The organism is Hamadaea sp. NPDC051192 (assembly GCF_040682475.1).
Taxonomy (GTDB): Bacteria; Actinomycetota; Actinomycetes; order Mycobacteriales; family Micromonosporaceae; genus Hamadaea; species Hamadaea flava.
Genome location: NZ_JBFBAZ010000001.1, coordinates 103,592 through 125,033 on the forward strand (window position 1 = coordinate 103,592; position 21,442 = coordinate 125,033).

Consider the following 21,442-nt stretch of genomic DNA (forward strand, 5'->3'; position numbering starts at 1 on the left):
CCGTCTCCAAGGAAGGCAAGTGATATGAGGATCAGTGTCATCGGCCTCGGCTACGTGGGCAGCGTCTCCGCCGCCTGCCTGGCCGCACGCGGGCACGAGGTGGTGGGCGTCGACGTCAGCCCGGTCAAGGTGGAACTCATCGGCCGCGGCCAGGCGCCCGTCGTCGAGGAGCGGATCGGCGAGCTGACCGCCGAGGTGGTCGCGTCCGGCGCGCTGCGGGCTACGGTCGACCTCGCGTCGGCGATCCGGGCGACCGACGTGTCGCTGGTCTGCGTCGGTACGCCGTCCGCGCTCAGCGGCAGCCTGTCGACGGAGTACCTCGAACGGGTGTCGGCGGAGATCGGCGAGGCGCTGGCCGGGCTGGACCGGTGGCACACCGTCGTGTTCCGCAGCACGATGCTGCCGGGCACCTGCGAATCACTGCTCGTTCCGTTGCTGGAGAAGGCTTCCGGCCGCTCCGCCGGGGTGGACTTCGGCGTCGCGTACAACCCGGAGTTCCTGCGCGAGGGCTCGAGCGTCAAGGACTTCCTGGACCCGCCGAAGACCGTGATCGGGGAGTACGACAAGGTCAGCGGGGACGTCGTGGCGGCGCTCTACGAGGGTCTGCCGGGCGAGGTGTTCCGGGTGCCGGTGCCGGTGGCCGAGATGGCCAAGTACGCGGACAACTCGTTCCACGGCCTGAAGATCGCCTTCGCCAACGAGATGGGCGCGATCTGCCGGGCGCTGGGCGTGGACTCGCACCGGATGATGGACGTCTTCCTGGCCGACCGCAAGCTCAACATCAGCCCGGCCTACCTGCGCCCGGGGTTCGCGTTCGGCGGTTCCTGCCTGCCGAAGGACCTCCGGGGCCTGGTGTACGCCGCCCGCCGCGCCGACATCGCGGTGCCGCTGCTCTCGCACGTGCTCCCGTCGAACGAGGAGCACCTCAAGCGCGCGCTCGACCTGGTCATCAGCACCGGGAAGCGCAAGGTCGGCCTGTTCGGGCTCTCCTTCAAGCCGGGCACCGACGACCTGCGCGAGAGCCCACTCGTCGAACTGGCGGAGCGGCTCGTGGGCAAGGGCTACGAGCTGCGGATCTACGACGCGAACGTGGCGCTGTCCCGGCTGATGGGGGCCAACCGGGAGTACATCGACCGCCACCTGCCGCACCTCGGGGAGTTGCTGTGCGACTCCGCCGACGACGTCCTCGACTTCGCCGAGGTCTGCGTCGTCGGCTTCGCCGATCCGGCGCTGAGCCCCGTGCTGGACCGGGCCGGCGACCGCCCGATCATCGACCTCGTCCGCCTTCCCGACGCGGAGACGCGCCGGGCGCACCCGGGATACGTGGGCCTTGGCTGGTAAAGCGCTCATCCTCGTCGAGAACCTGTCCGTGCCGTTCGACCGGCGCGTCTGGCAGGAGTCCTGCGCGCTGCGCGACGCGGGCTGGACCGTGAACGTCATCTGCCCGATGGGCACCGGCCGGGACACCGAGCCCTACGTGGAGCTGGACGGCGTCCACATCTACCGGTACCCGTTGAAGGCGGCGACCGGCGGGCCGCAGGGCTACCTGCGCGAGTACGGCTCGGCGCTGTGGCACACCTACCGGCTGGCGCGCAAGGTCGGCCCGGTCGACGTGGTGCACGCCTGCAATCCGCCGGACCTGTTCTTCCTGCTCGCCAAGCGGTTCCGGCGGCGGGGCGCCCGGTTCGTCTTCGACCAGCACGACCTGGTGCCGGAGCTGTACGAGTCCCGGTTCGGCCGGGGCCGGGACTTCCTCTACCGGGTGGTCTGCTGGCTCGAACGCAAGACGTATCAGGCCGCCGACATCGTGATCGCCACCAACGAGAGCTACCGCGAGGCGGCGCTCACCCGTGGCGGCAAGCGCGAGGACCAGGTGTTCGTCGTCCGCAGCGCGCCCAAGGTCGAGCGTTTCCGGCAGGTGCCGCCCGAACCGGAGCTGCGCAAGGGCAAGCCGTATCTGCTCTGCTACCTCGGCGTGATGGGCCCGCAGGACGGCGTGGACTACGCGCTGCGCGCGCTGGCGAAGCTGCGAGACGAGCAGGGCCGCACCGACTGGCACGCCGCCTTCGTGGGCGCGGGCGACACCTTCGACGCGATGAAGGACCTGGCCGTCGAGCTGGGCCTGGCCGACTACGTGACGTTCACCGGCCGGATCAGCGACGACGACCTGCTCCGCTATCTGTCCACTGCGGACGTATGCCTGTCGCCCGACCCGCTCAACCCGCTGAACGACGTCTCCACGATGAACAAGATCATGGAGTACATGGCGATGTCCCGCCCGATCGTCTCGTTCGAACTGCGCGAGGCCCGGGTGTCGGCCGGCGACGCCGCCGTCTACGCCCCGGCCAACGACGAGTCGGAGTTCGCCAAGCTCACGGCGTACCTGCTGGACTCGCCGGAGGACCGGCAGCGGATGGGCGAGATCGGCCGGGCCCGGGTCGCCGGTCCGCTGTCGTGGGACCAGTCGAAGATCTCGCTGCTGGCCGCGTATGAGGCGGCGGTGGAGGGGCTAACCGTTCCCCGGCCCCGTTGGCACCCGACTGCCGACATCGAGACCCCACGACGTCCGGCCCCGCCGGCCGCGCAGGACCGTCCAGCCCCGGTCGAGGAGCAGGACGGCCAGGTAGCAGCCGGCATCCAGCGGGCCTACTTCGCGTCGCGCAACCAGCGAGAGCAGCGCACGCGGACCGAGGCGTCCCTCGGCGGAGACCCGGCCCAGCTCGGCGAGCTGCCGGTTGCCGGCCCGGACGCGGACCCGTCGGCGCAGGTACGCGGAGACGGTCCGGGCCGGGCGCACGAATGACCGGGCCTGCCGCACCACGACGCGTTCGCCGGGAGTGAAGCTGTTATGGACGTAGCCGTCGTCGGAGAGCACCTCCGGCATCGGGAAGACCCGGGCGTGACCCGCCTTGGTCAGCACATAGCAGCCCGCCCCGGCGAGCGCCCGGGTCGGCGCCATCAGCCGGTCGTGCACGCGGTGCACCCGGCGCATCACGAACGTCGTCCCGGCCAGGTCGAACTGCGGCTCCGGAGCACAGGCGAGAACGTCGTCGCCGGCGCAGGCCGCGACCAGCGCGCGGACGGAGTCGGCGGTCAGGCGTACGTCGGCGTCGAGGTAGATCCGCGGGAACGCCCGGCATTCGGCGTCGCCGAGCGCGAGGGCGTGCACCTTCCCCGGCACCGGCGTCTCGACGACGCGTACGCCCGCCCGCGCGGCCGCCGTGCCGGTTCCGTCGGTGCAGGCGTTCGGCACCACGACGACGTCGAACTCGCCGGGGGCCGAGTCGCCGAGGAGGACGCGCAGGTTCTCCTCGATCACGGCCGCCTCGTTGTGGGCCGGGATCACGATGCTGACAACCGCTTCGCTCACGCACCGAGGATAGGGGCCGCGCCCGGCGAGCCGCGCCGCTCGAAACCGTCGGCAACCCGTCAGTAAGCCAAGCCAGCCCGTCGTTACGCCAGCCCGTCGCTACGCCAGCCCGTCGCTACGCCAGCCCGTTGTTCACGCCAGTCCGTTGTTCACGCCAGTCCGTTGTTCACGCCAGTCCGTCGGTAGCCAACAGAGGAGATCGCGAGATGACCGCGCAGACCGTGCGATCGGCGCCCGCCGCCGGGACCGAGCCCGAGGCCGCCGCCCGCCCGCGCCGGGACCGGCTGTCCGGTCTCGACGGCATCCGCGGTCTCGCGGCGCTGTTCGTCGTGCTGCACCACTGCTATCTGGTCAGCTTCGGCGGCTATCCCCGGATCACCGGGCCGGCCTGGGCCGGCTGGCTCATCTACGGCCACTTCGCGGTGGTCGTGTTCATCGTGTTGTCCGGGTTCTCGCTGGCGGTGTCCCCGGCCCGGCATGAGTGGCAGCTCGGCGGCAAGGCCAGGTTCGCCTTCCGCCGTGCCTGGCGCATCCTGCCGCCGTACTGGGCCGCGCTCGCGTTCAGCCTGATCGTCGCGTGGACGATCGTGCCGCAGCCGGGGGAGGGCGAGCCGACAGGCAAGACGGTCGCGGTCTTCGGCCTGCTCCTCCAGGACGTCGTGGGCTCGCCCAGCCCCAACGGCGCGTTCTGGTCCATCGCCGTCGAAGCCCAGCTCTACCTCGTGCTCCCGATCCTGCTCGTGATCATCCGGAAAGCGGGGGCCGCCACCATGCTCGCGGCGGTCGCGGTCCCGGTCCTGCTCGTGGGGATCTTCGCGCCGAGCGTCCCGCTCGTCGACAAACTCACCCGCTTCACTCCCCAGTTCGCCATCCTGTTCGCGGCCGGCGTCACGGCTGCGGGGATTCTCGCCGCGAATGAGAAGGTACGCAGACTGCCCTGGCACTGGCTCGCCGGTGTGGCCGCACTACCCGTCATCGCGATGATCGCCGTACAGGGTTCGGAGTGGACGGTCGAGCACTTCTTCTGGGTAGACGTCTCGTTCGGACCGGCGGTCGCGATGCTGCTCGCGGCGGTGGCGATCCGGCGGCCCAAGCCGTTGGTCTGGTTCCTCGACACCGCCCCGGTACGCGGCCTGGGCTCGTTCTCGTACAGCCTCTACCTGATCCACGCCCCGATCGTGGTGGCCGTCGCCGATCAGGTCGTCGCCCCGCGCATCGCCGACGGCGTACCGTTCTTCCTGGTCACGCTGGTGGTAGCGGCTCCATTGTCGGTGCTGAGCGCATGGATCTTCGCGTCGGTGTTCGAGATCCCGTTCCAGCGCTACCGGGGCTGGCAGGCGCTGAAGGCGGCGTACTCGGGTCGAGGTCCACTCCGTCGATAAGGGCGAGCAGCGTCGCGACCGTGCCGACGGCGGCGGCGAAGACGAGCGCCCGGCTGATGCTGAACCCCGAGAGCCCCGTGATCAGCAGACCGGCGAGGACGGCCGCGACCAGGACGCCACCGGCCATCGCCACCACGCGTACGCCGCGTGGCCGGGCCGTCTGGCGTACGCGGCCGAGCCGGGCCAGCAGCAACACGGCCGCGCACGCGTACGCGAGCACGATCAGGTCGCTGCCGAGGGTGTCGCTCGGCCGATGCCACCCGGCGGTGACGGTCGCGACGCCCATCCCGAGCGACCATGGAGCCAGCGCGACCGCGGCGAGCAGCCGATAGCGGGCGGGGACGACGAGCACCACTCCGGCGAGGATCGCCATCGCCGTGGCGGTGTGCCCGCTGGGGAAGCTCTGGTCCTCCCGGCGTACGCCCCCGGCCAGCAGGACCGGCCGGGACACGACTTTCTGGAGCACCTCGGTCGTCAGCGCCGACGCGGCGATCACCGCGGCCGCCAGCCAGCCCAGCCGCGTACGCCCCCGGATCACGCCGAGGACGACCACCCCGACCAGCGCCACCACCAGCGTCTTGATGCCCACCGTGCTCAGCAGCCGGATGGCCAGCGCGGCTTGATCCGTGCCGGGCATCTTCGCCGCCGCCGCCGACAGCACGGCGTCCTCCAGGGACTGCCCGGCATGCGTCCACAGTGCCATCAGATAGACCGCGGCCAGCGCGGCGACGCAGGCTGCCCCGACGATCGCGGAGCGCCGGGCGAGCCTGCCGTTCACTAGCGCTGTGCCGGGGCCGCGGCCTCCGCTTCCGCGTCGGCCTCCGGGTTCGCGTCCGGCTCGTCGACGGCGGCCTGCGGCGGCGTCGACTTCTTCTTTCCCGTCGTCTTCCGGAGATCCACGGTCTTCTCAGTCTCCGCCGCGGCTTCCGTGGTGGCAGGCTTGATCACGGTCGTCGTCTCGGCCTCGTCCACCGGCTCAGCCGCCTTCGGGGCCGACGGCGCCGGCAGGGTCAGCACGGTCGTCGTGTCCGGGTCCGACCCGGCGGCCGGCATCGCGATCTTCACGGTCTCCTGGACCTTCGCGGCTTCCGCGACCTGCACGGTCTCCTGGGCCTTGACGGCCTCCTGGACCTGCACGGTCGTCTCCTGCACCCGGGTGGCCTTGGCCTGCGCCTCGGCCAGGCGAGCCTCCGCGTCGGCGGTGGCCCGTTCGGCGTTCTCCGCGTTCTGCTTGGCCGCCTTGGCGTTCTGGTACGCGTCGTGCAGCTGCTTGCGTGCGCCGTCCAACTCGGTCTGGGTCTCCCTGAGCTGGCTCGTCACGTGCTCGGACTCGGCCCGGTTGGCGGCGATCTGCCGCTCCAGCTCGACCAGCGTGGCCTGCGCGGCAGTGGCGGCCTGACGTTCCGCCTCGGCGAGCTGCGCTGCGCGTACCCTCTCCTGCTCGGCAGCGACGGCGAGCGACCTCGCCTCCGCGACCTCGCGCTCGCCGGCGGTGCGCGCGGCCTGGACGTCCTGCGCGGCGGCGTCCTTGAGCGTGGTGATCTCCTGAGCGGCCTGAGCCCGCAGCGTGGCGATCTCCTGCGCGGCCTGGGCCCGCAGCGCGGCGAGCTCCTGCTCCACGGTCGAACGCTGCTCCGACGTCTCCTTGACGGCCCGATCCCGGAGGTTGGTGGCCTCCTGCTGGGCGGTCGCGAGCGCCCGCGCGGACGCGGCCCGCCGCTCCTCGTCGGAGCGCTGCTCGTCGGCCCGCCGCGCGGACAGCGCGGTCTCGAAGTCCCGGATCGCGGCGGCGGCCCGCTCACGGGCGTCGGCCAGTACGCGGTCCGCCTCGCCCTGGGTGTCCGAGATCTGGCGATGGGCCGACTTGGTGATCTCCTCGGCCTGCTCCTCGGCGAGTTCCAGGATCTGCCCCACCCGGACGCCGAGATGCTTGAAGGAGACGGTAGTCGGAAGTTGCGACTTGCGACGGAGGTCGGCGAGGTCGTCCTGCAGCAGCTGAACCTGTCCGGCCAGTGCCTGGACCTGCTGGTACGCCTGCTCCCGCTCGGCCGCGAGCGTCGCGATCTCGGCCTCAGCCTGCGCGACGTAGTCGTTGACCTGGCTCTTCTTGTAGCCCTTCAGCGCATCGTCGAAGCTGGGCTGACTGGCTACGCCCTCACCGAGCGCGAAAAGATCTCCGCCTTGCGACATGTGCCCCATCCTCACATGTCTCGTCCGCTCTCGCACCACGCCCCACCGCAGTCACAGCAGATCTGCAGGAAACCCTTGGGCCACAGTGGATATGTTTCATCGGGCCCGCCGAGCGAGAGTCGCCCGGCGGACCCGATCTGCCCCGATCGAGGGGATCAGGCCGAAGCCTTCTCCTCCTCGGACTTCTTGCCCTTGTCGGCCGGCGCCTGCACCGGCACGATGCCCGCCAGGCCGGAGAGCATCTGGCCCAGCTGAGAGGTGACCGCGTCCTTCTGGCGGGTCAGCTCGTCGACCTCGCGGCGAGCCGCCGTGGTGGTCAGCTCGGCCTCGTTGCGGGCCTCGGTGACCAGGCGGTGCGCCTCGGCCTTGGCCTCGCTGACGGACTTCTCCGCCGACGCCTTGGCCTTCTCGACGGTCTCGGTCGCGGAGCGCTCGGACTCGATGCGGCGGGTCTCCGCACGCTGCTCGATCTCCTTGGCCCGGTCCTCGGCGGCGCGAGCGCGCTCCTCGGCCTCGTTGACCATCTTCTGCGTCGCGGCGACCTGAGCGGCGTGCCGCGCGGACTCTTCGCGCTCGGTCTTCTCGCGACGCTCGGCCAGCTCGAGCTGGAGCGCCTGGAGGTCCTTGTCGCGCTTGTCGCGGGCGTCGGCCAGCATCTTGGACGCCTCGGCGCGCTTCTCCTCGGCCTCGCGGGAAGCCTTGGCCCGCAGCTGGGTGATCTCCCGCTCGGCGGTGGCCCGCAGGGTGGCGACCTCGCGCTCGACAGTGGCCTTCAGCTCGGCGACCTCGTGCGCGGTGGCGGTACGCAGCGCCTTGGTCTCGCGCTCGGCGTCGGCACGCAGCGTGTCGGCCTCGCGACGAGCCTGCACGCGAACCTCGGCGGCCTCGCGCTCGGCGGCGGTACGCAGGTTGCCCGCCTCGCGCTCGGCGGTCGCCTTCATCGCGGCGGCCTCGGCGCGAGCCTTGTCGGTGATCTCGCGGGCCTCGAGCCGGGCAGCGGAGAGGATGCCCTCGGACTCCCGCTTGGCTTCGCCGCGGTGGTCGTTGGCCTGCTCTTCGGCGAGGCGCAGGATCTGCTCGACGCGAGTGCCCAGGCCCGACAGGGTCGGCCGGCTGTTCTCCTCGAGCTGCTTGTTCGTGTCGGTGAGCTTCTGCTCCACCGAGTTGAGACGCTGCTCGGCCTGGCGGAGCCGGCGCTGCGCGTCGTTCATCCGCTGCTCGGCCTCTTGGCGGGCCTGCTCGGACTGGATCAGCTGCGCGTTGATGCGGCCGAGATGGGCCGTGACCTGCTCACGGTCGAAACCGCGGAGCACGACCGTGAAGTCTGCTTGAGTATTCGCGCCGTCGAAGAAGGCGACGTCAGATTGCGGCTGGGGCATTGGGACATCCTGACAGACGTACCCCGGTGTTTCGCAAGAGCATGGGGCCTGTTTCGCCGACAAAGGCATGGTCAACTTGCGGGGCTTGCCCAACTAGCGGGTTTTGTAGTGGTTTGTTGTGACTTGCAGGGGACGGAAAGGCGGCGCAGACGCGCCGTTGCGCCTGCGCCGGGTCACCCGCTCGGAGGAGGTGTAGCTGGTGTGACTCACACGCCACGGAAGCGGTTGATGGCTTCCTCGTGGCGGGCGCGCTTCTCCGAGTCGTAGATTCCGAGTCCCTCTTGGGGAGCGAGGGCCAGGACGCCCACCTTGCCCTGATGCGCGTTCCGATGCACCTCGTAGGTCGCCTGCCCGGTCTGCTCGAGGGAGAACACCTTGGACAGTGTCGGGTGCACGAGACCGCGGTCGATCAACCGGTTCGCCTCCCAGGCCTCGCGGTAGTTCGCGAAGTGGCTGCCGACGATCCGCTTGAGGTGCATCCAGAGGTACCGATTGTCGTAGTGGTGATCGAAGCCGCTCGTCGACGCGCAGGTGACGATCGTGCCGCCGCGCTTGGCGACGAAGACGCTCGCGCCGAAGGTCTCCCGGCCCGGGTGCTCGAAGACGATGTCGGGATCGTCGCCGCCGGTCAGCTCCCGGATGCGCGCGCCGAATCGCTTCCACTCGTTCGGATCGGGCGTGTGCTCGTCCCGCCAGAACCGGTACCCCTCGGCGCTGCGGTCGATGACCAGCTCGGCGCCCATTCGGCGGCACAGCTCGGCCTTCTGCGGACTGGACACGACGCAGACCGGGATGGCGCCGCCGTTGACCGCCATCTGGGTGGCGTAACTGCCGAGACCGCCGCTGGCGCCCCAGATCAGCACCACGTCGCCCTGCTTCATGTCGGCGCCGTGATGCGACACGAGCTGCCGGTACGCCGTCGAGTTCACCAGTCCCGGTGACGCCGCCTCCTCCCAGCTCAAGTGGGCCGGCTTCGGCATCAGCTGGTTGGCCTTCACCACGGCCAGCTCGGCGAGCCCGCCGAAGTTGGTCTCGAAGCCCCAGATCCGCTGCTGCGGATCGAGCATGGTGTCGTCGTGCCCGGCGGCGTCCTCCAGCTCGACGCTGAGGCAGTGCGCCACGACCTGGTCGCCCGGCTGCCACTTCGTCACTCCGGGGCCGGTCCGCAGGACCACGCCGGCCGCGTCCGACCCGACCACGTGATACGGCAGATCATGCCGTCTGGTCAGCGGCGACAGCTTGCCGTACCGCTGCAGGAAGCCGAACGTCGACATCGGCTCGAAGATGGACGTCCACACCGTGTTGTAGTTGATCGCACTCGCCATCACGGCGATCAGCGCCTCGCCCGGACCCAGGTCGGGGGTCGCCACCTCCTGCATGTGCAGGGACTTGCGCGGATCCTTGTCCTTCGTGGCCAATCCGTCGAACATGGCCGTCTCGTCGGCGCGGACGACCACGCCCCGGTAGCTCTCCGGTACCGGCAGCTCGCCGAACCCCTCGATCCGGCCCGCGCCCTCGGCCGCGCCGATCGCCTCAAGGATGTGGTCCATATTCCGCTCCTTCGCCTGACTACCGGAGATGCTCCCGGGTGGGCCGTGCCGGATCTATGTGGGTCACCCCCTGAACGACCGTTGAGGCGGTGTTGTGCGGAGGTTACTGCCCAGTAGCTTCGGGCGGGAACGCTTCTGTGAAATAGTCCACCGGCTTTTGGCACTCGGTGTTCATCCCTGCTCGGTGGCACGCTCCCGTGTGCTCTTTCGCGCTCGCTCCGGCGCGGGTCGCGGGTCGCGGGGCCGCCGCGCGGGTGGGGTCTGGTGATCTCCGGAAGCCCAGGTACCTGATCTTGGTGCGGTTAGGTCGTGCGCCTTCCGGAAGTGGGTTATCCACACCCCCTCGTGCGGCAGCGCATGGCGGCGCATCGTGATCGGATGCCACCCGTCGCAAAGGTCCCGCCGTCGCTCGCCGTGGCTCCGTTCCGGGGTGCGGACGCGGTCGCCGCCGGTCTGCTGACCCGCCGTCAGCTCGCCGGTCGTGCGTGGACGCGCCTCTACCGGGACGTCTATGTCCACGCCGACGTTCCGCTCGACCACCGGGTCTGGTGTGAGGCCGCCGCCTTGCTGCTGCCGAAGGGTGGCGTCATCAGCGGGCTCAGTGCCCTGCACCTCTGGGGCGTCCGGGCGCTCGACCCGCCGGAGCGAGTGGCGGTCCTGATCGGCGAGGACGACCGGATCGTGCCGCAGTCGCATCTCGTCGTCCGGCGCGGCTCGGTTCCAGACCGTGATGTCACCCGGATCCTCGGCCTGCCGGTGACGACACCGGAGCGGACCGCCTTCGACCTGCTGCGGTACCTACCTCGCGTCGACGCGGCCGTCTGTCTCGACGCGCTTCTCCACCAGCGCAAGGTGTCCCTGTCACGGCTAACGGATGACGTCGCGACTCGGCGGCGATGGCCGGGCTGTCGCCAGGCTGAGGCGCTGCTGGCGTACGCGGAGCCGTTGGCGGAGTCGCCGATGGAGACACGGCTTCGCCTGCTCATCGTGGACGCGGGGCTTCCGTGCCCGGTGGCGCAGTTCAAGATCATGAAAGGAAGGCGGTTCGTGGCCAGGGTGGACCTCGCCTATCCGGAGTATCGGATCGCGATCGAGTACGACGGCGACCACCACCGGGATCGCACGACCCACCGGTTCGACCTGGAGCGGCAGAACGAACTGCACGTCCTGGGCTGGACCGTGCTGCGATTCCATGCCGACGACGTCCTGCGCCGCCCGGCCGAGACGGTCGCCAAGATCCGGGTGGTCCTCCGGCGCGCCTGCGCTCCCGTGCCCGGCCCTCGGTGAGCCGATCCTCGGCGGGCCGCTTCGGCGTGCCCGGCCCTCGGTGAGCCGATACTCGTGATCTCCGGAGGCGTACGCACCTGATCTTGGACGGGATAGGTGCGCGACGTTCCGGAGATCGCCGGAGTCGTCAGTGCGTGGAGGAGGCGGCGGGTTCGACCAGTTCGACCAGGACGCCACCGGCATCCTTGGGGTGGACGAAGTTCACCCGGGAGTTCGACGTGCCCCGGCGAGGCTGGTCGTAGAGCAGTCGTACCCCGCGCGAGCGGAGCGCCGAGCAGGCGTCGTCGATGGATTCGACCGTGTACGCCACCTGCTGCACGCCAGGTCCGTTTTTTGCCAAGAACTTACCGATTGTCGAGTCTGCCGAAAGGGGTGCCAGCAATTGCACGAAGCCACCGTCGGGAGTCGGGCCGACGGACATCATCGCCTCGCGTACGCCCTGCTCCTCGTTCGTCTCGACGTGCGCGCACGTCATGCCGAAGACCCGCGTGTAGAAGTCGATCGCCTCGTCCAGGTCGGCAACGGCCACGCCCACGTGGTCGATGCGCAGGAGGCCGATACCGTGTGACAAACCCGACTGCTCCGGATGCTCAGACATACGGTTAGTCTGACTGAACGATAGCTAAGCCGAGTCGGAGGGCCTCTCAATGAAGAGTTCGGTGATCGTCGCCGGTGCGCGTACGCCTATGGGACGGTTGCTCGGCAACCTCAAGTCGTTCTCGGCGACCCAGCTGGGCGGTGCGGCGATCAAGGCGGCGCTGGAGCGCGCCGGAGTCGCCCCGGACCAGGTGCAGTACGTGATCATGGGCCAGGTCCTCCAGGCGGGCGCGGGCCAGATCCCGGCTCGGCAGGCGGCCGTCGAGGCGGGCGTGCCGATGACCGTCCCCGCCCTGACCATCAACAAGGTGTGTCTGTCCGGACTGGACGCCATCGCGCTGGCCGACCAGCTCATCCGGGCCGGCGAGGTGGACATCGTGGTGGCCGGCGGGATGGAGTCGATGACCAACGCGCCGCACCTGCTGCTCGGCCAGCGGGCCGGGTACAAGTACGGCGACGTCGTGGTGAAGGACCACATGGCGCTCGACGGGCTGACCGACGCCTGGCAGGGCATCCCGATGGGCGAGGCCACCGAGTACGACGGCCAGAAGTGGGGCATCTCGCGCGAGGAGCAGGACGCCTTCTCCGCCGCGTCGCACCAGCGGGCCGCGGCCGCGCAGAAGAACGGTGTCTTCGCCGAGGAGATCGCGCCGCTGACCATCCCGCAGCGCAAGGGCGACCCGATCGTGCTGGCCGAGGACGAGGGCGTACGCCCCGACACGACGGTCGAGGTGCTGGCCAAGCTCAAGCCCTCGTTCACCAAGGACGGCACGATCACGGCCGGGTCCAGCTCGCCGATCTCCGACGGCGCGGCCGCTGTCGTCGTGATGAGCAAGGAGAAGGCCGAGGAGCTGGGGCTGACCTGGCTCGCCGAGATCGGCGCGCACGGCAACGTCGCAGGACCGGACAGCTCGCTGCACGCGCAGCCGTCGAACGCCATCAAGCACGCGCTGGGCAAGGCCGGGCTGACCGTCGCCGACCTGGACCTGATCGAGATCAACGAGGCGTTCGCCGCGGTCGGCATCGCCTCGACCCGGGAGTTGGGCGCCGACCCGTCGATCGTGAACGTCAACGGCGGCGCCATCGCCCTGGGCCACCCGATCGGCATGTCCGGCGCCCGCCTCGCCCTGACGCTGGCGCTGGAGCTGAAGCGGCGCGGCGGCGGCACCGGCGCGGCCGCGCTGTGCGGCGGCGGCGGCCAGGGCGACGCCCTGATCTTGAAGGTCCCAGCCCAGCAGTGACTCAGGACGTAGGGAAGCTGGTCGACGCCGCGCGAGACGGAGATCCGCGCAGCGTCGCCCGGCTGATCAGCATGGTCGAACGCAACGCCGCCGAGCTGGCGGAGATCGCCGCGGTCTTCGGCGCGGACGCCCAGCGGGCGCACGTCGTCGGTTTGACCGGGTCGCCCGGCGTCGGCAAGTCCACGACCACGAACGAACTCGTGGCGGCGTACCGGCGGGACGGCAAGCGCGTCGGCGTCCTGGCGGTCGATCCGTCCAGCCCGTTCACCGGCGGCGCGATCCTCGGCGACCGCGTACGCATGCAGGACCACGCCACCGATCCCGGGGTCTACATCCGATCGATGTCCAGCCGGGGCCACCTCGGCGGACTGTCGGCCGCGACGTCCGCGGCGGTACGCGTACTGGCCGGGGTGGGCTGTGACGTCGTCCTGGTCGAGACGGTCGGCGTGGGGCAGGCCGAGGTCGAGATCGCGAGCCTGGCCGACACCACGCTCGTGCTGCTCGCGCCGGGGATGGGCGACGCGATCCAGGCCGTCAAGGCGGGCATCCTGGAGATCGCCGACGTCTTCGTGGTGAACAAGGCCGACCGGGACGGCGCGGACGCCACCGTACGCGACATCAACGGCATGATCGCGCTCGGCGAGCGGGGTCCGGGCCAGTGGCGGCCGCGCGTCGTCAAGGCGGTCGCCGCCCGGGGTGAGGGCATCGAGGACGTCCTCAAGGCCATCGAGGAACACAAGGAATACCTCGAGAAGTCCGGCGAGCTGCGTAAGCGTCGCGAAGAGCGGGCGGCGGCCGAGATCGAGGCGCTGGTCCTCGGCCGGATGCGGGCCCGGATCGGGTCGTTGCGCGGCGGCCACAGCCTCGCGGAGTTGGCCGCGAAGGTGGCGGAAGGGGTCGTCGATCCTTACCGCGCGGCCGAAGAGTTGCTGTCTGGTCTCGGCTGATCCGCCGGGCTTCTCCCGGTCGGTTGCTCTGGTTAAGGTGTTCCGCGGTCGTCACAACGGCCGCGGAACTACCGAGGGGACGAGACCGTGACGGGTTGGACCGTGCTGCTGCGCGGCGTGAGGCACCGGACCGGGCGATCCCTGGTAGTGCTGTTGCTCGCCGCCGTCGCCGTGACCGCCGCCGTGCTGACCCCGACGTACGCGCGGGCGGCGCAGCAATCGGTGCTCACCGACACCTTGCGCGAGGCTCCGGCGTACGCCAGCTCGGTGACGGTCAAGGTGAACGGCACAGGCGACAGCGCGGCGTTCGAACCGGCCCTGGAGTCCAGCCAGAAGGCGGACGCCGCGATCAAGGCGCGGCCGCTGCTGCACGATCTGGTCGGCCGCCCGGTGACCACCGTGGAGACCGAGGCGATCGTCCCGTCCGGTGAGCTGAAGGCGCGCTACGTCTTCCGCAGCGACCTGTGCAAGCTCGTCAGCGTGACCGGGGACTGCCCGACCGACAACGACCAGGTCATCGTCAGCGACCGGACGGCCAAGGCGCACGGGCTCGAAGCCGGTGACCGGATCACCCTGACGATCGGCGGCAAGACGCAGCAGCGCGAGGTCGTCGGGGTCTACACGCCCCGCGACGCCAACGCCCCGGCCTGGGGAGCGCACGGCTACTTCCGGGAAGGCGCCTCGCCGGACGAGCAGGGCCGGACGCCGATCGACGCGATCTTCGCGGGCAGCGAAGAGGACCTCAAGTACGTCTCGACCGCGCAGGTCGCCCTCGAACTGGTCTACCCGGTGCGGATCGACGACATCAAGCTCGACGACGCCGACGCGCTCGCCAAGGACCTCGAAGGCGCCTCCCTCGGTCTGCTGCAACAGGAGCTGACGCTGTCGTCGGCGCTGCCGGGCCTGCTGACCGACGCCCACGACGACGCCGCCGCGATCGCCAAGACCATCCCGGTCGTCGCCGTTCCGCTGCTGCTGCTCGTGGTCGGCGTACTGACGCTCCTGGTCGCGTCGCTGACCGAGGAACGCGGCCCGGAGATCGCTCTGGCGAAGCTGCGCGGCTACCCGGCGGGCAAGGCCGCGCGGTTCGGTCTCGGCGAGGTGCTCTTCCTGATCGGCCTGGCCACGCCGGTCGGTCTCGTGGGTGGGCTGGCGGTCGCCGAGTTCGCCGCTCGGGCCGTGCTGGCTCCGGGCGTACACGTCGAGGCGCGCTGGGAACCGTTCGCCGCGGCCGTCGCCGCGCTGGTGGTGGCGTTCCTGGCGGCGTGGGTCGGCTCTCGGCGTACCGTGCGGTCGGGCGTGCTCAGCCTGCTCCGCCGGGTGCCGCACCGCACCGGTTGGCGGGCCGGCCTGGGCGAAGGCGTCATCGTCGCGCTCGCTGCCGCCGCGGTCGTGGCCGCCTGGCAGGACCGCACATCGTCGCTCGCGCTGCTGGCCGCGCCGTTGCTCGCGCTGGTCGCCGGGATCGGCGTCGCCCGGCTGCTGAGCGTAGGCGCCGGTGCGCGGCTCGCGCTCGCGCGGCGTACCGGGAACGTGGCGAGCATGTTCGCCGCGGCTCAGCTCGCCCGGCGGCCCGGCCGCCACCGGGTGGTCGCGGTGGTCACGGTCGCCCTCGCGCTGCTCGGCTTCTCGGCCGCCGCCTGGGACGTCGCGGCCCAGGCCCGGCAAACCCAGGCCGAACTCGAACTGGGCGCGGCCCGCGTCTACTCCGTCGGCTCCGTGGATCCCCAGCTTTTGATCTCAGCGGTACGCACAGCGGCGCCGGACGGGTCGGCCATGCCGGTGTTGCGCCGCAACGGCGAGCGGTACGCCGGCCAGCCGCTCGACATCGTGGCGCTGCCCGCCGCGCAACTGGCGAAGGTGGCGAGCTGGCCCGGCCACTCGACGGCCGACCTGAGCAAGCTGGCCGGCGAACTGCGTCCGCAGGCCGCCCCGCAGGCTCCGGTCACCGGGGAGCTGACCGTCCGGGTGAACGTCTCCCAGCTCGGCAAGGCCGGCGTGAAGCTGGCCGCGATGGTGGCCGTGGCCGGCGCCCAGCCCAAGTACGTGACACTGGGGACGCTCAAGGCCGGGCTGCGCACCTACTCGGCGGCAGTGCCCACCGGGCGGTTCGTCGGGCTGGCCCTGATCCGCCCGGCCGCCGACAGCAGCGCCATCACCGCCAAGCTGGAAGTCCTGGACGTCAAGGCGGGCGGCTCGCCGGTCGTCTCGTTCTCCGACGAGAAGGCCTGGAGCGGGGCGCAGCGCGGCGGCGTCACCGGGGTGACCGTCACGACCGGGGACACGCTGAAGGTGGACGTCCAGGCGGAAGGCAACTCCGACCTCCTGGTGACCTATGTGGACACGCCAGCGGCGCTGCCGGTGGCGTTGTCGGGAGACACGCCGGACGACAACCGGTCGGGCGACCAGTTCAGCTTCCTCGCGTACGCCGAGGAGCCGCAGCCCTTCACGGTGGTCGAACGCGCCGGCGCGCTGCCGAGCGTGGGCGAGCGCGGTTTCCTGATGGACCTGGACTACGCGGTCTCCCGGGCGGAGGCGACGACCGGCATGCCCGACGCGAGCCGGTTCAGCGCCGAGATCTGGGCGAACGCGAGCGCGCCCGCCGACCTGCCGAAGCGGTTGGCCGCCGCCGGGGTGACGGTGTTGCAGACGCGGACCGTCGAGGCGACGGTGGACCAGTTGGGCCGTCGCGCACCGGCGCTCGCCTGGCGGCTCTACCTGCTCGCCGGCGTCGTCGCCGCCGCGCTCGCCCTCGGGCTGGTGCTCCTGGTCGCGCGGCTGAACGCGACGGTCCGCCGCCATGAGCTGGCGGCGTTGCGGGTCACCGGAGTCCCGGCCCGAGTCCTGCGCCGGGGCGTACGCCGTGAGCATCTGGCCCTGCTGGGCCTGCCCGTGCTGACCGGGTTCGCCGTCGGCTTGGTCAGCGCTTGGCTGATGCTGCCGGGCATGCCCCTGGTGACGGTCGGGCAGACCACCTCGGTGAGCTGGACTCCGCAGGTGGGCGCGTTGGCCTTCGCGGCCGCGGCGGGGCTGCTGTCCCTGCTGCTGGCCGTCTTCGTCGCGGTGCGGCTGGTCCGCCGGGCCGCTCCCGAGCTGCTGCGAGGTGATGTGTGATGGCCGCGATCGGGGTGTCCTGCCGCGGACTGGTCTCCATCTACCGGCTGGAGGGCTACGACGTCGTCGCCCTGGCCGGCGTCGACCTCGACATCGCGCCGGGCGAGTCGGTGGCGCTGCTCGGCCCGTCCGGTTCGGGCAAGTCCACGTTGCTGTCCGTGCTCGCCGGGCTCATGCGCCCGGCCGCCGGTCGGGCGTACGTGGGCGACGTCGACCTGGCCAAGGCGTCGGAGGCGGACCTGGCCCGGATGCGGGCTAGCGACGTCGGCGTGGCACTGCAAGGCGCGCGCCGAAACCTGTTGCCGTACCTGTCGGCGGAGCAGAACGTGCGGTTCGCCCAGCGCGCCGGGCGCAGCCCGGACGGGCTCAAGCCGACCGCTCCGCGTGAGATCCTGTCGCTGGTCGGCCTGGCCGTACGCGGCCGGATGCGGCTGAAGCCGGGCGCGTTGACGCCGGGCGAGCGGCAACGGCTGGCGTTGGCGGTCGCCCTGGCGAACCGGCCCGGACTGCTCCTCGCCGACGAGCCGACGAGCCAGCTCGACACGGGCGCCCGGGACGAGGTGCTGGCCGCCCTCGAAGCCGTACGCCGCTTCGGCACGACCGTCGTGGTGGTCACCCACGATCCCGACGTCGGCTCGCGGATGGCGCGTACCGTGACGATCCGCGACGGCCGGGTCGGCGGCGAGGGCCATTCCGGCGAGGAGTTCGCGGTGGTCGGCCGGGACGGGTCGGTGCATCTGCCGCCGGACGTGCTGGAGGCCCTGCCGCCCGGCACGTACCTGCGGGTCGAGCTGCAATCGGACGGCAGCGCGCTGCTGGTGCCGGCGGTCTCTCCGGCGAACTCGTCGAACGGGGCAACCACTGTGCCGGTCTCGAGCGTTCCATCGCAGTGGAACGGGGCGACCCGGTCGGTGGGCTCGTCGGTTCCGATCGTCGGAGACGGGGTGCACCTCGGTCGCAGGCCCGGGGACTATTACGGAGAGGATCGCTGATGGGCTCGACGGTGCAGGTCGACCGGATCACGGTGGCGTACGGCAAGGATCGTCCGGCGCTGCGCGACGTGTCGGCGATGGCCGTGCCAGGGCGGGTGCTCGCGGTGACCGGTCCGTCCGGCGCCGGCAAGACCACGTTGCTCTGGGCGATGGCGGGGTTGGTACGGCCGCAGAACGGCGCGGTGACCGTGGACGGCCGCCAGGTCGGCGACCGGGATCAGGCCGTCGCCGGGGGCGTCGTGCTGGTGCCGCAGGAGAACGGGCTGGCCGCGATCTTGACCGCCAGCGAGAACGTGCAGGTGGCATTGATCGCCAACGGGACGGCTCCGGCCGAGGCGCGCCGCCGGACCGCGGAGGCGCTCGACCAGGTTGGCTTGACCAGTCAGGCCGACCAGCTGGTCGAGGAGCTGTCCGGTGGCCAGCAGCAGCGTACGGCGATCGCGCGGGGCCTGGCGTTGCGCGGGACCGTGCTGCTCGCCGACGAGGTGACGAGCGAGCTCGACGCGGCCAACCGGCAGAAGGTGCTCGACCTGTTGCAGGCCGAGGCCCGCCGGGGCGCGGCCGTCGTCTTCGCGACCCACGACCCGCAGGCCGCGGCGGCTTGTGATGCCGAAGTTCACCTGGTCGACGGCGTGGCCACGGTGGTTCGCTGAGGTTATGCTGCCCGCGTCTGACCGTTGAGCAGGACGTGACCAGGGGAGCACCAGGACATGAGCGAGAATATCGAGGCGCCGGCGCCGGTGGTGGCCACCGCGCCGGTCCAGCCGTCGTCCACTATGGATAACTTTCGGGCCGGCGCGAGCGACCTCGCCGAGCAGGCCGAGACCAAGTTCGCCGTAGCTGCCGACGCGGTCAGCGACGCCGCCGACCGGGCCGTCGACGCCACCCGCAACGCCTTCGACAACGCCGCCCGCCGCATCCGCAACAACGCCGAGCTGGCCGCCGACCGGGGCAAGACGCACATCCGTCACGAGGTCGTCGAGAAGATCGCCGGCATCGCCGCCCGCGAGGTGCCTGGGGTCTACGACCTCGGTGGCGACGTGGCGCGCATGTTCAGCGCGGTGAAGGAGCGGATCGGCCTCGGCGACGCCGACGCCGACCAGGGCGTCAAGGTGACCCTGGAAGGCCGGAACGCGCAGATCGACGTCACGATCGTCATCGAGTTCGGCTACGTCGTGCACTCGGTGACCGACACCGTCCGGGTCAAGGTCATCAACTCGGTGGAGAACCTGCTCGGCCTGGAGGTCACCGGGGTCGACGTCATCGTCGACGACGTGCACGTGGACGACGACGGCCCGGTGGGCAACGACGAAGCCCGCGCGGCCGACTACGTCGCCTGAACGACTCCCCCGCCCCGTTGATCATGGACTTTGCCGCCTCGACACGCCGTCGAGACAACGGTTAACTCCATGATCAACGGGGCGGAACGCGGGGGCGGAACGCGGGGGCGGAACGCGGGGGTGGGACGCGGTGGTGCGGTGTGGGGTGGGACGCGGGGAGGGGTGGGGCGGTCAGAAGCGGGCCGGCTCCCGGTAGACCCCCCAGACGTCGCGGAGGGCGTCGCAGATCTCGCCGAGCGTCGCTTCGGCCCGGCAGGCGTCCAGCAGCACCGGAACCAGGTTGTCGGTGCCCTGGGCGGCCGTGGACAGGGCCGCGAGCGCGGTGTCGACCGCGGCCTGGTCCCGTGCGGCCCGCCGTTCCTGGAGCAGCTTGACCTGCTCGGTCTCCACCTCATGGGAGACCCGCAGGATCTCCAGCGGCTTGGCGAGGGTGTCCGTGTTCCGGGTGACGCCGACGATGTGCTTGACGTCGCCCTCCAGCGCGCGCTGATAGGCGTACGCCGAATCGGCGATGGCCGAGGTGAACCAGCCGTTCTCGATGCCGCGCAGGATGCCTGCGGTGAACGTGCCGTCCGCCCCGAGCGCCTTGATCCGGGTGAAGATCTCCTCCGCCTCGGCCTCGATCTTGTCGGTCAACGCCTCGACGTACCACGAACCGCCGAGCGGGTCGGCCACGTTCACCACGCCCGTCTCATGCATGATCACCTGCTGCGTCCGCAGGGCGATCTCGGCGGACTCGTCGGTCGGCAACGCCAAGGTCTCGTCCAGGGCGTTGGTGTGCAAGGAGTTCGTCCCACCGAGGACAGCGGACAACGCTTCCAGCGCTGTGCGTACCACATTGTTGACCGGCTGTTGCGCGGCGAGCGAGACGCCCGCGGTCTGGGTGTGGAAGCGGAGCCATTGCGCTTTCTCGCTGGTCGCGCCGTAGACGTCGCGGAGGTAGCGGGCCCAGATCCGGCGCGCGGCCCGGAACTTGGCGATCTCCTCGAAGAAGTCGACGTGGGCGTCGAAGAAGAAGCTGAGGCCGGGCGCGAACGTGTTGACGTCGAGGCCGCGGTCCAGGCCCAGTTCGACGTAGCCGAAGCCGTCGGCGAGCGTGTACGCCAGCTCCTGCGCGGCCGTGGACCCGGCCTCGCGGATGTGGTAGCCCGAGACCGACAGCGGCTTGTAGCGAGGGATGCGCTGCGCGCAGTACTCCATGAGATCGCCGATGAGCCGGAGGTGCGGTTCGGGAGCGAACAGCCACTCCTTCTGGGCGATGTACTCCTTGAAGATGTCGGTCTGCAGCGTGCCGTCGAGCACCGAGGTGTCGGCGATGCCCTGCCGCTCGGCCGCGACCAGGTACATGCAGAAGATCGGGACGGCCGGTCCGCTGATGGTCATCGAGGTGGTGACCGCCGCCAGGTCGATGCCCGAGAAGAGCACCTCCATGTCGGCGACCGAGTCGATCGCGACGCCGCAGTGGCCGACCTCGCCCAGCGAGCGGGAGTCGTCGGAGTCGCGGCCCATCAGGGTCGGCATGTCGAACGCGACCGAGAGGCCGCCGCCGCCCGCGTTGAGGATCTGGTGGTAGCGCGCGTTGGTCTGCGCCGCGTTGCCGAACCCGGCGAACTGGCGGATGGTCCAGGTCCGCCCGCGGTACCCGGTGGGGTAGAGGCCGCGGGTGAACGGGTACTCGCCGGGCCAGCCGATGCGCTCGAAACCGGGCACGGTGGCGCCCGCCGGCGGGCCGTAGACCGGCTCGACCTCGGTCCCCGAGAGGGTCGTGAAGTCGGCGTGCCGGGTCTTGGCGGCGTCGTACCGGGCCTGCCAGCGGTCGCGGCCCGCCCGGATCTCGTCTGCGTCCATGGTCCCGATGGTATGCGACACTCCTGAACGATCGCTAAGTCGTCCCGAACCGGCCGGTAACCCGGCTTGATCGGTGTTGTTCGGGGTGCGGATCACGGCTATGCCGGTGATCATGGCCCGGTATCGCCTGCGTATCCATGATCCGCGGGAAACGGGGCCAGCCACGATGGATCACGAAAAGGTAACGATCACCTCGGGGTGACAA

Annotated in this window: 15 protein-coding genes and 2 pseudogenes; 10 read left to right on the forward strand and 7 right to left on the reverse strand. The window is 70.9% G+C overall.

All coding sequences use genetic code 11. The features are described 5' to 3' along the window. The first annotated feature begins 24 nt into the window (after positions 1 to 24). Both AB0M47_RS00505 and AB0M47_RS00510 read left to right on the forward strand, forming a co-directional pair. Positions 25 to 1,341, forward strand: coding sequence for a nucleotide sugar dehydrogenase (locus tag AB0M47_RS00505; RefSeq protein ID WP_363406028.1), 1,317 nt, complete (start codon positions 25 to 27; stop codon positions 1,339 to 1,341). Then, positions 1,331 to 2,803 (forward strand): glycosyltransferase family 4 protein, encoded by a 1,473-nt coding sequence (locus tag AB0M47_RS00510; RefSeq protein ID WP_363406031.1) that lies wholly within the window; start codon positions 1,331 to 1,333, stop codon positions 2,801 to 2,803. The genes AB0M47_RS00505 and AB0M47_RS00510 overlap by 11 nt, the downstream gene beginning before the upstream one ends. A 243-nt stretch (positions 2,804 to 3,046) precedes the next feature. Here the strand turns inward: AB0M47_RS00510 and AB0M47_RS00515 are convergent. Next, positions 3,047 to 3,370, reverse strand: a pseudogene (locus AB0M47_RS00515) (glycosyltransferase); the annotation flags it as partial. 206 nt (positions 3,371 to 3,576) lie between these two features. On the opposite strand from AB0M47_RS00515, the gene AB0M47_RS00520 reads away from it, so the two are divergent. Beyond that, positions 3,577 to 4,752 carry an acyltransferase gene (locus tag AB0M47_RS00520; RefSeq protein WP_363406034.1) on the forward strand — a complete coding sequence of 392 codons (1,176 nt, stop codon included), beginning with the start codon at positions 3,577 to 3,579 and terminating at the stop codon, positions 4,750 to 4,752. 196 nt (positions 4,753 to 4,948) lie between these two features. Here AB0M47_RS00520 and AB0M47_RS00525 read toward each other — a convergent pair. From AB0M47_RS00525 to ccrA, 4 genes and pseudogenes are all read right to left on the reverse strand, one after another. Next, positions 4,949 to 5,455 (reverse strand): annotated as a pseudogene (locus AB0M47_RS00525) (phosphatase PAP2 family protein); the annotation flags it as partial. Between the two features lie 74 nt (positions 5,456 to 5,529). After that, a complete protein-coding gene (locus AB0M47_RS00530; RefSeq protein WP_363406037.1) occupies positions 5,530 to 6,942 on the reverse strand; it encodes a hypothetical protein in 1,413 nt (470 codons plus the stop codon). A 155-nt stretch (positions 6,943 to 7,097) separates the two neighbouring features. Beyond that, complete coding sequence (locus AB0M47_RS00535) at positions 7,098 to 8,321, reverse strand: cell division protein DivIVA (RefSeq protein WP_253757258.1); 1,224 nt, start codon at positions 8,319 to 8,321, stop codon at positions 7,098 to 7,100. 206 nt (positions 8,322 to 8,527) lie between these two features. After that, on the reverse strand, positions 8,528 to 9,871 hold the full coding sequence (gene ccrA, locus AB0M47_RS00540; RefSeq protein ID WP_363406040.1) for a crotonyl-CoA carboxylase/reductase: 1,344 nt from the start codon (positions 9,869 to 9,871) through the stop codon (positions 8,528 to 8,530). Between the two features lie 378 nt (positions 9,872 to 10,249). Between ccrA and AB0M47_RS00545 the strand changes: the two genes are divergently transcribed. Next, the gene (locus AB0M47_RS00545) at positions 10,250 to 11,158 is read left to right on the forward strand and encodes a DUF559 domain-containing protein (protein WP_363406043.1); all 909 of its coding nucleotides are present in this window, start codon (positions 10,250 to 10,252) and stop codon (positions 11,156 to 11,158) included. Between the two features lie 127 nt (positions 11,159 to 11,285). Here the strand turns inward: AB0M47_RS00545 and mce are convergent, their stop codons facing one another. Then, positions 11,286 to 11,756: a methylmalonyl-CoA epimerase gene (mce, locus tag AB0M47_RS00550; RefSeq protein WP_363406046.1), complete on the reverse strand. Its 471-nt coding sequence runs from the start codon at positions 11,754 to 11,756 to the stop codon at positions 11,286 to 11,288. A gap of 49 nt (positions 11,757 to 11,805) precedes the next feature. Here mce and AB0M47_RS00555 point away from each other — a divergent pair, with 49 nt between their 5' ends. The 6 genes from AB0M47_RS00555 (at position 11,806) to AB0M47_RS00580 (ending at position 19,389) form a co-directional block, all read left to right on the forward strand. Continuing rightward, complete coding sequence (locus AB0M47_RS00555; RefSeq protein WP_363406050.1) at positions 11,806 to 12,996, forward strand: acetyl-CoA C-acetyltransferase; 1,191 nt, start codon at positions 11,806 to 11,808, stop codon at positions 12,994 to 12,996. Beyond that, positions 12,993 to 13,943: a methylmalonyl Co-A mutase-associated GTPase MeaB gene (gene meaB, locus AB0M47_RS00560; protein WP_363406053.1), complete on the forward strand. Its 951-nt coding sequence runs from the start codon at positions 12,993 to 12,995 to the stop codon at positions 13,941 to 13,943. The genes AB0M47_RS00555 and meaB overlap by 4 nt, the downstream gene beginning before the upstream one ends. A gap of 87 nt (positions 13,944 to 14,030) precedes the next feature. After that, complete coding sequence (locus AB0M47_RS00565; protein WP_363406055.1) at positions 14,031 to 17,057, forward strand: FtsX-like permease family protein; 3,027 nt, start codon at positions 14,031 to 14,033, stop codon at positions 17,055 to 17,057. After that, positions 17,057 to 18,049 (forward strand): ABC transporter ATP-binding protein, encoded by a 993-nt coding sequence (locus tag AB0M47_RS00570; protein ID WP_363406058.1) that lies wholly within the window; start codon positions 17,057 to 17,059, stop codon positions 18,047 to 18,049. The genes AB0M47_RS00565 and AB0M47_RS00570 overlap by 1 nt, the downstream gene beginning before the upstream one ends. Further along, a complete protein-coding gene (locus AB0M47_RS00575) occupies positions 18,049 to 18,702 on the forward strand; it encodes an ATP-binding cassette domain-containing protein (RefSeq protein WP_363406061.1) in 654 nt (217 codons plus the stop codon). The genes AB0M47_RS00570 and AB0M47_RS00575 overlap by 1 nt, the downstream gene beginning before the upstream one ends. 57 nt (positions 18,703 to 18,759) lie before the next feature. After that, positions 18,760 to 19,389, forward strand: a complete 630-nt coding sequence (locus AB0M47_RS00580) for an Asp23/Gls24 family envelope stress response protein (protein ID WP_253757242.1) — start codon at positions 18,760 to 18,762, stop codon at positions 19,387 to 19,389. Between the two features lie 171 nt (positions 19,390 to 19,560). On the opposite strand, the gene AB0M47_RS00585 is transcribed toward AB0M47_RS00580, so the two are convergent. Then, positions 19,561 to 21,237, reverse strand: coding sequence for a methylmalonyl-CoA mutase family protein (locus tag AB0M47_RS00585; protein ID WP_363406064.1), 1,677 nt, complete (start codon positions 21,235 to 21,237; stop codon positions 19,561 to 19,563). Positions 21,238 to 21,442 lie beyond the last annotated feature (205 nt).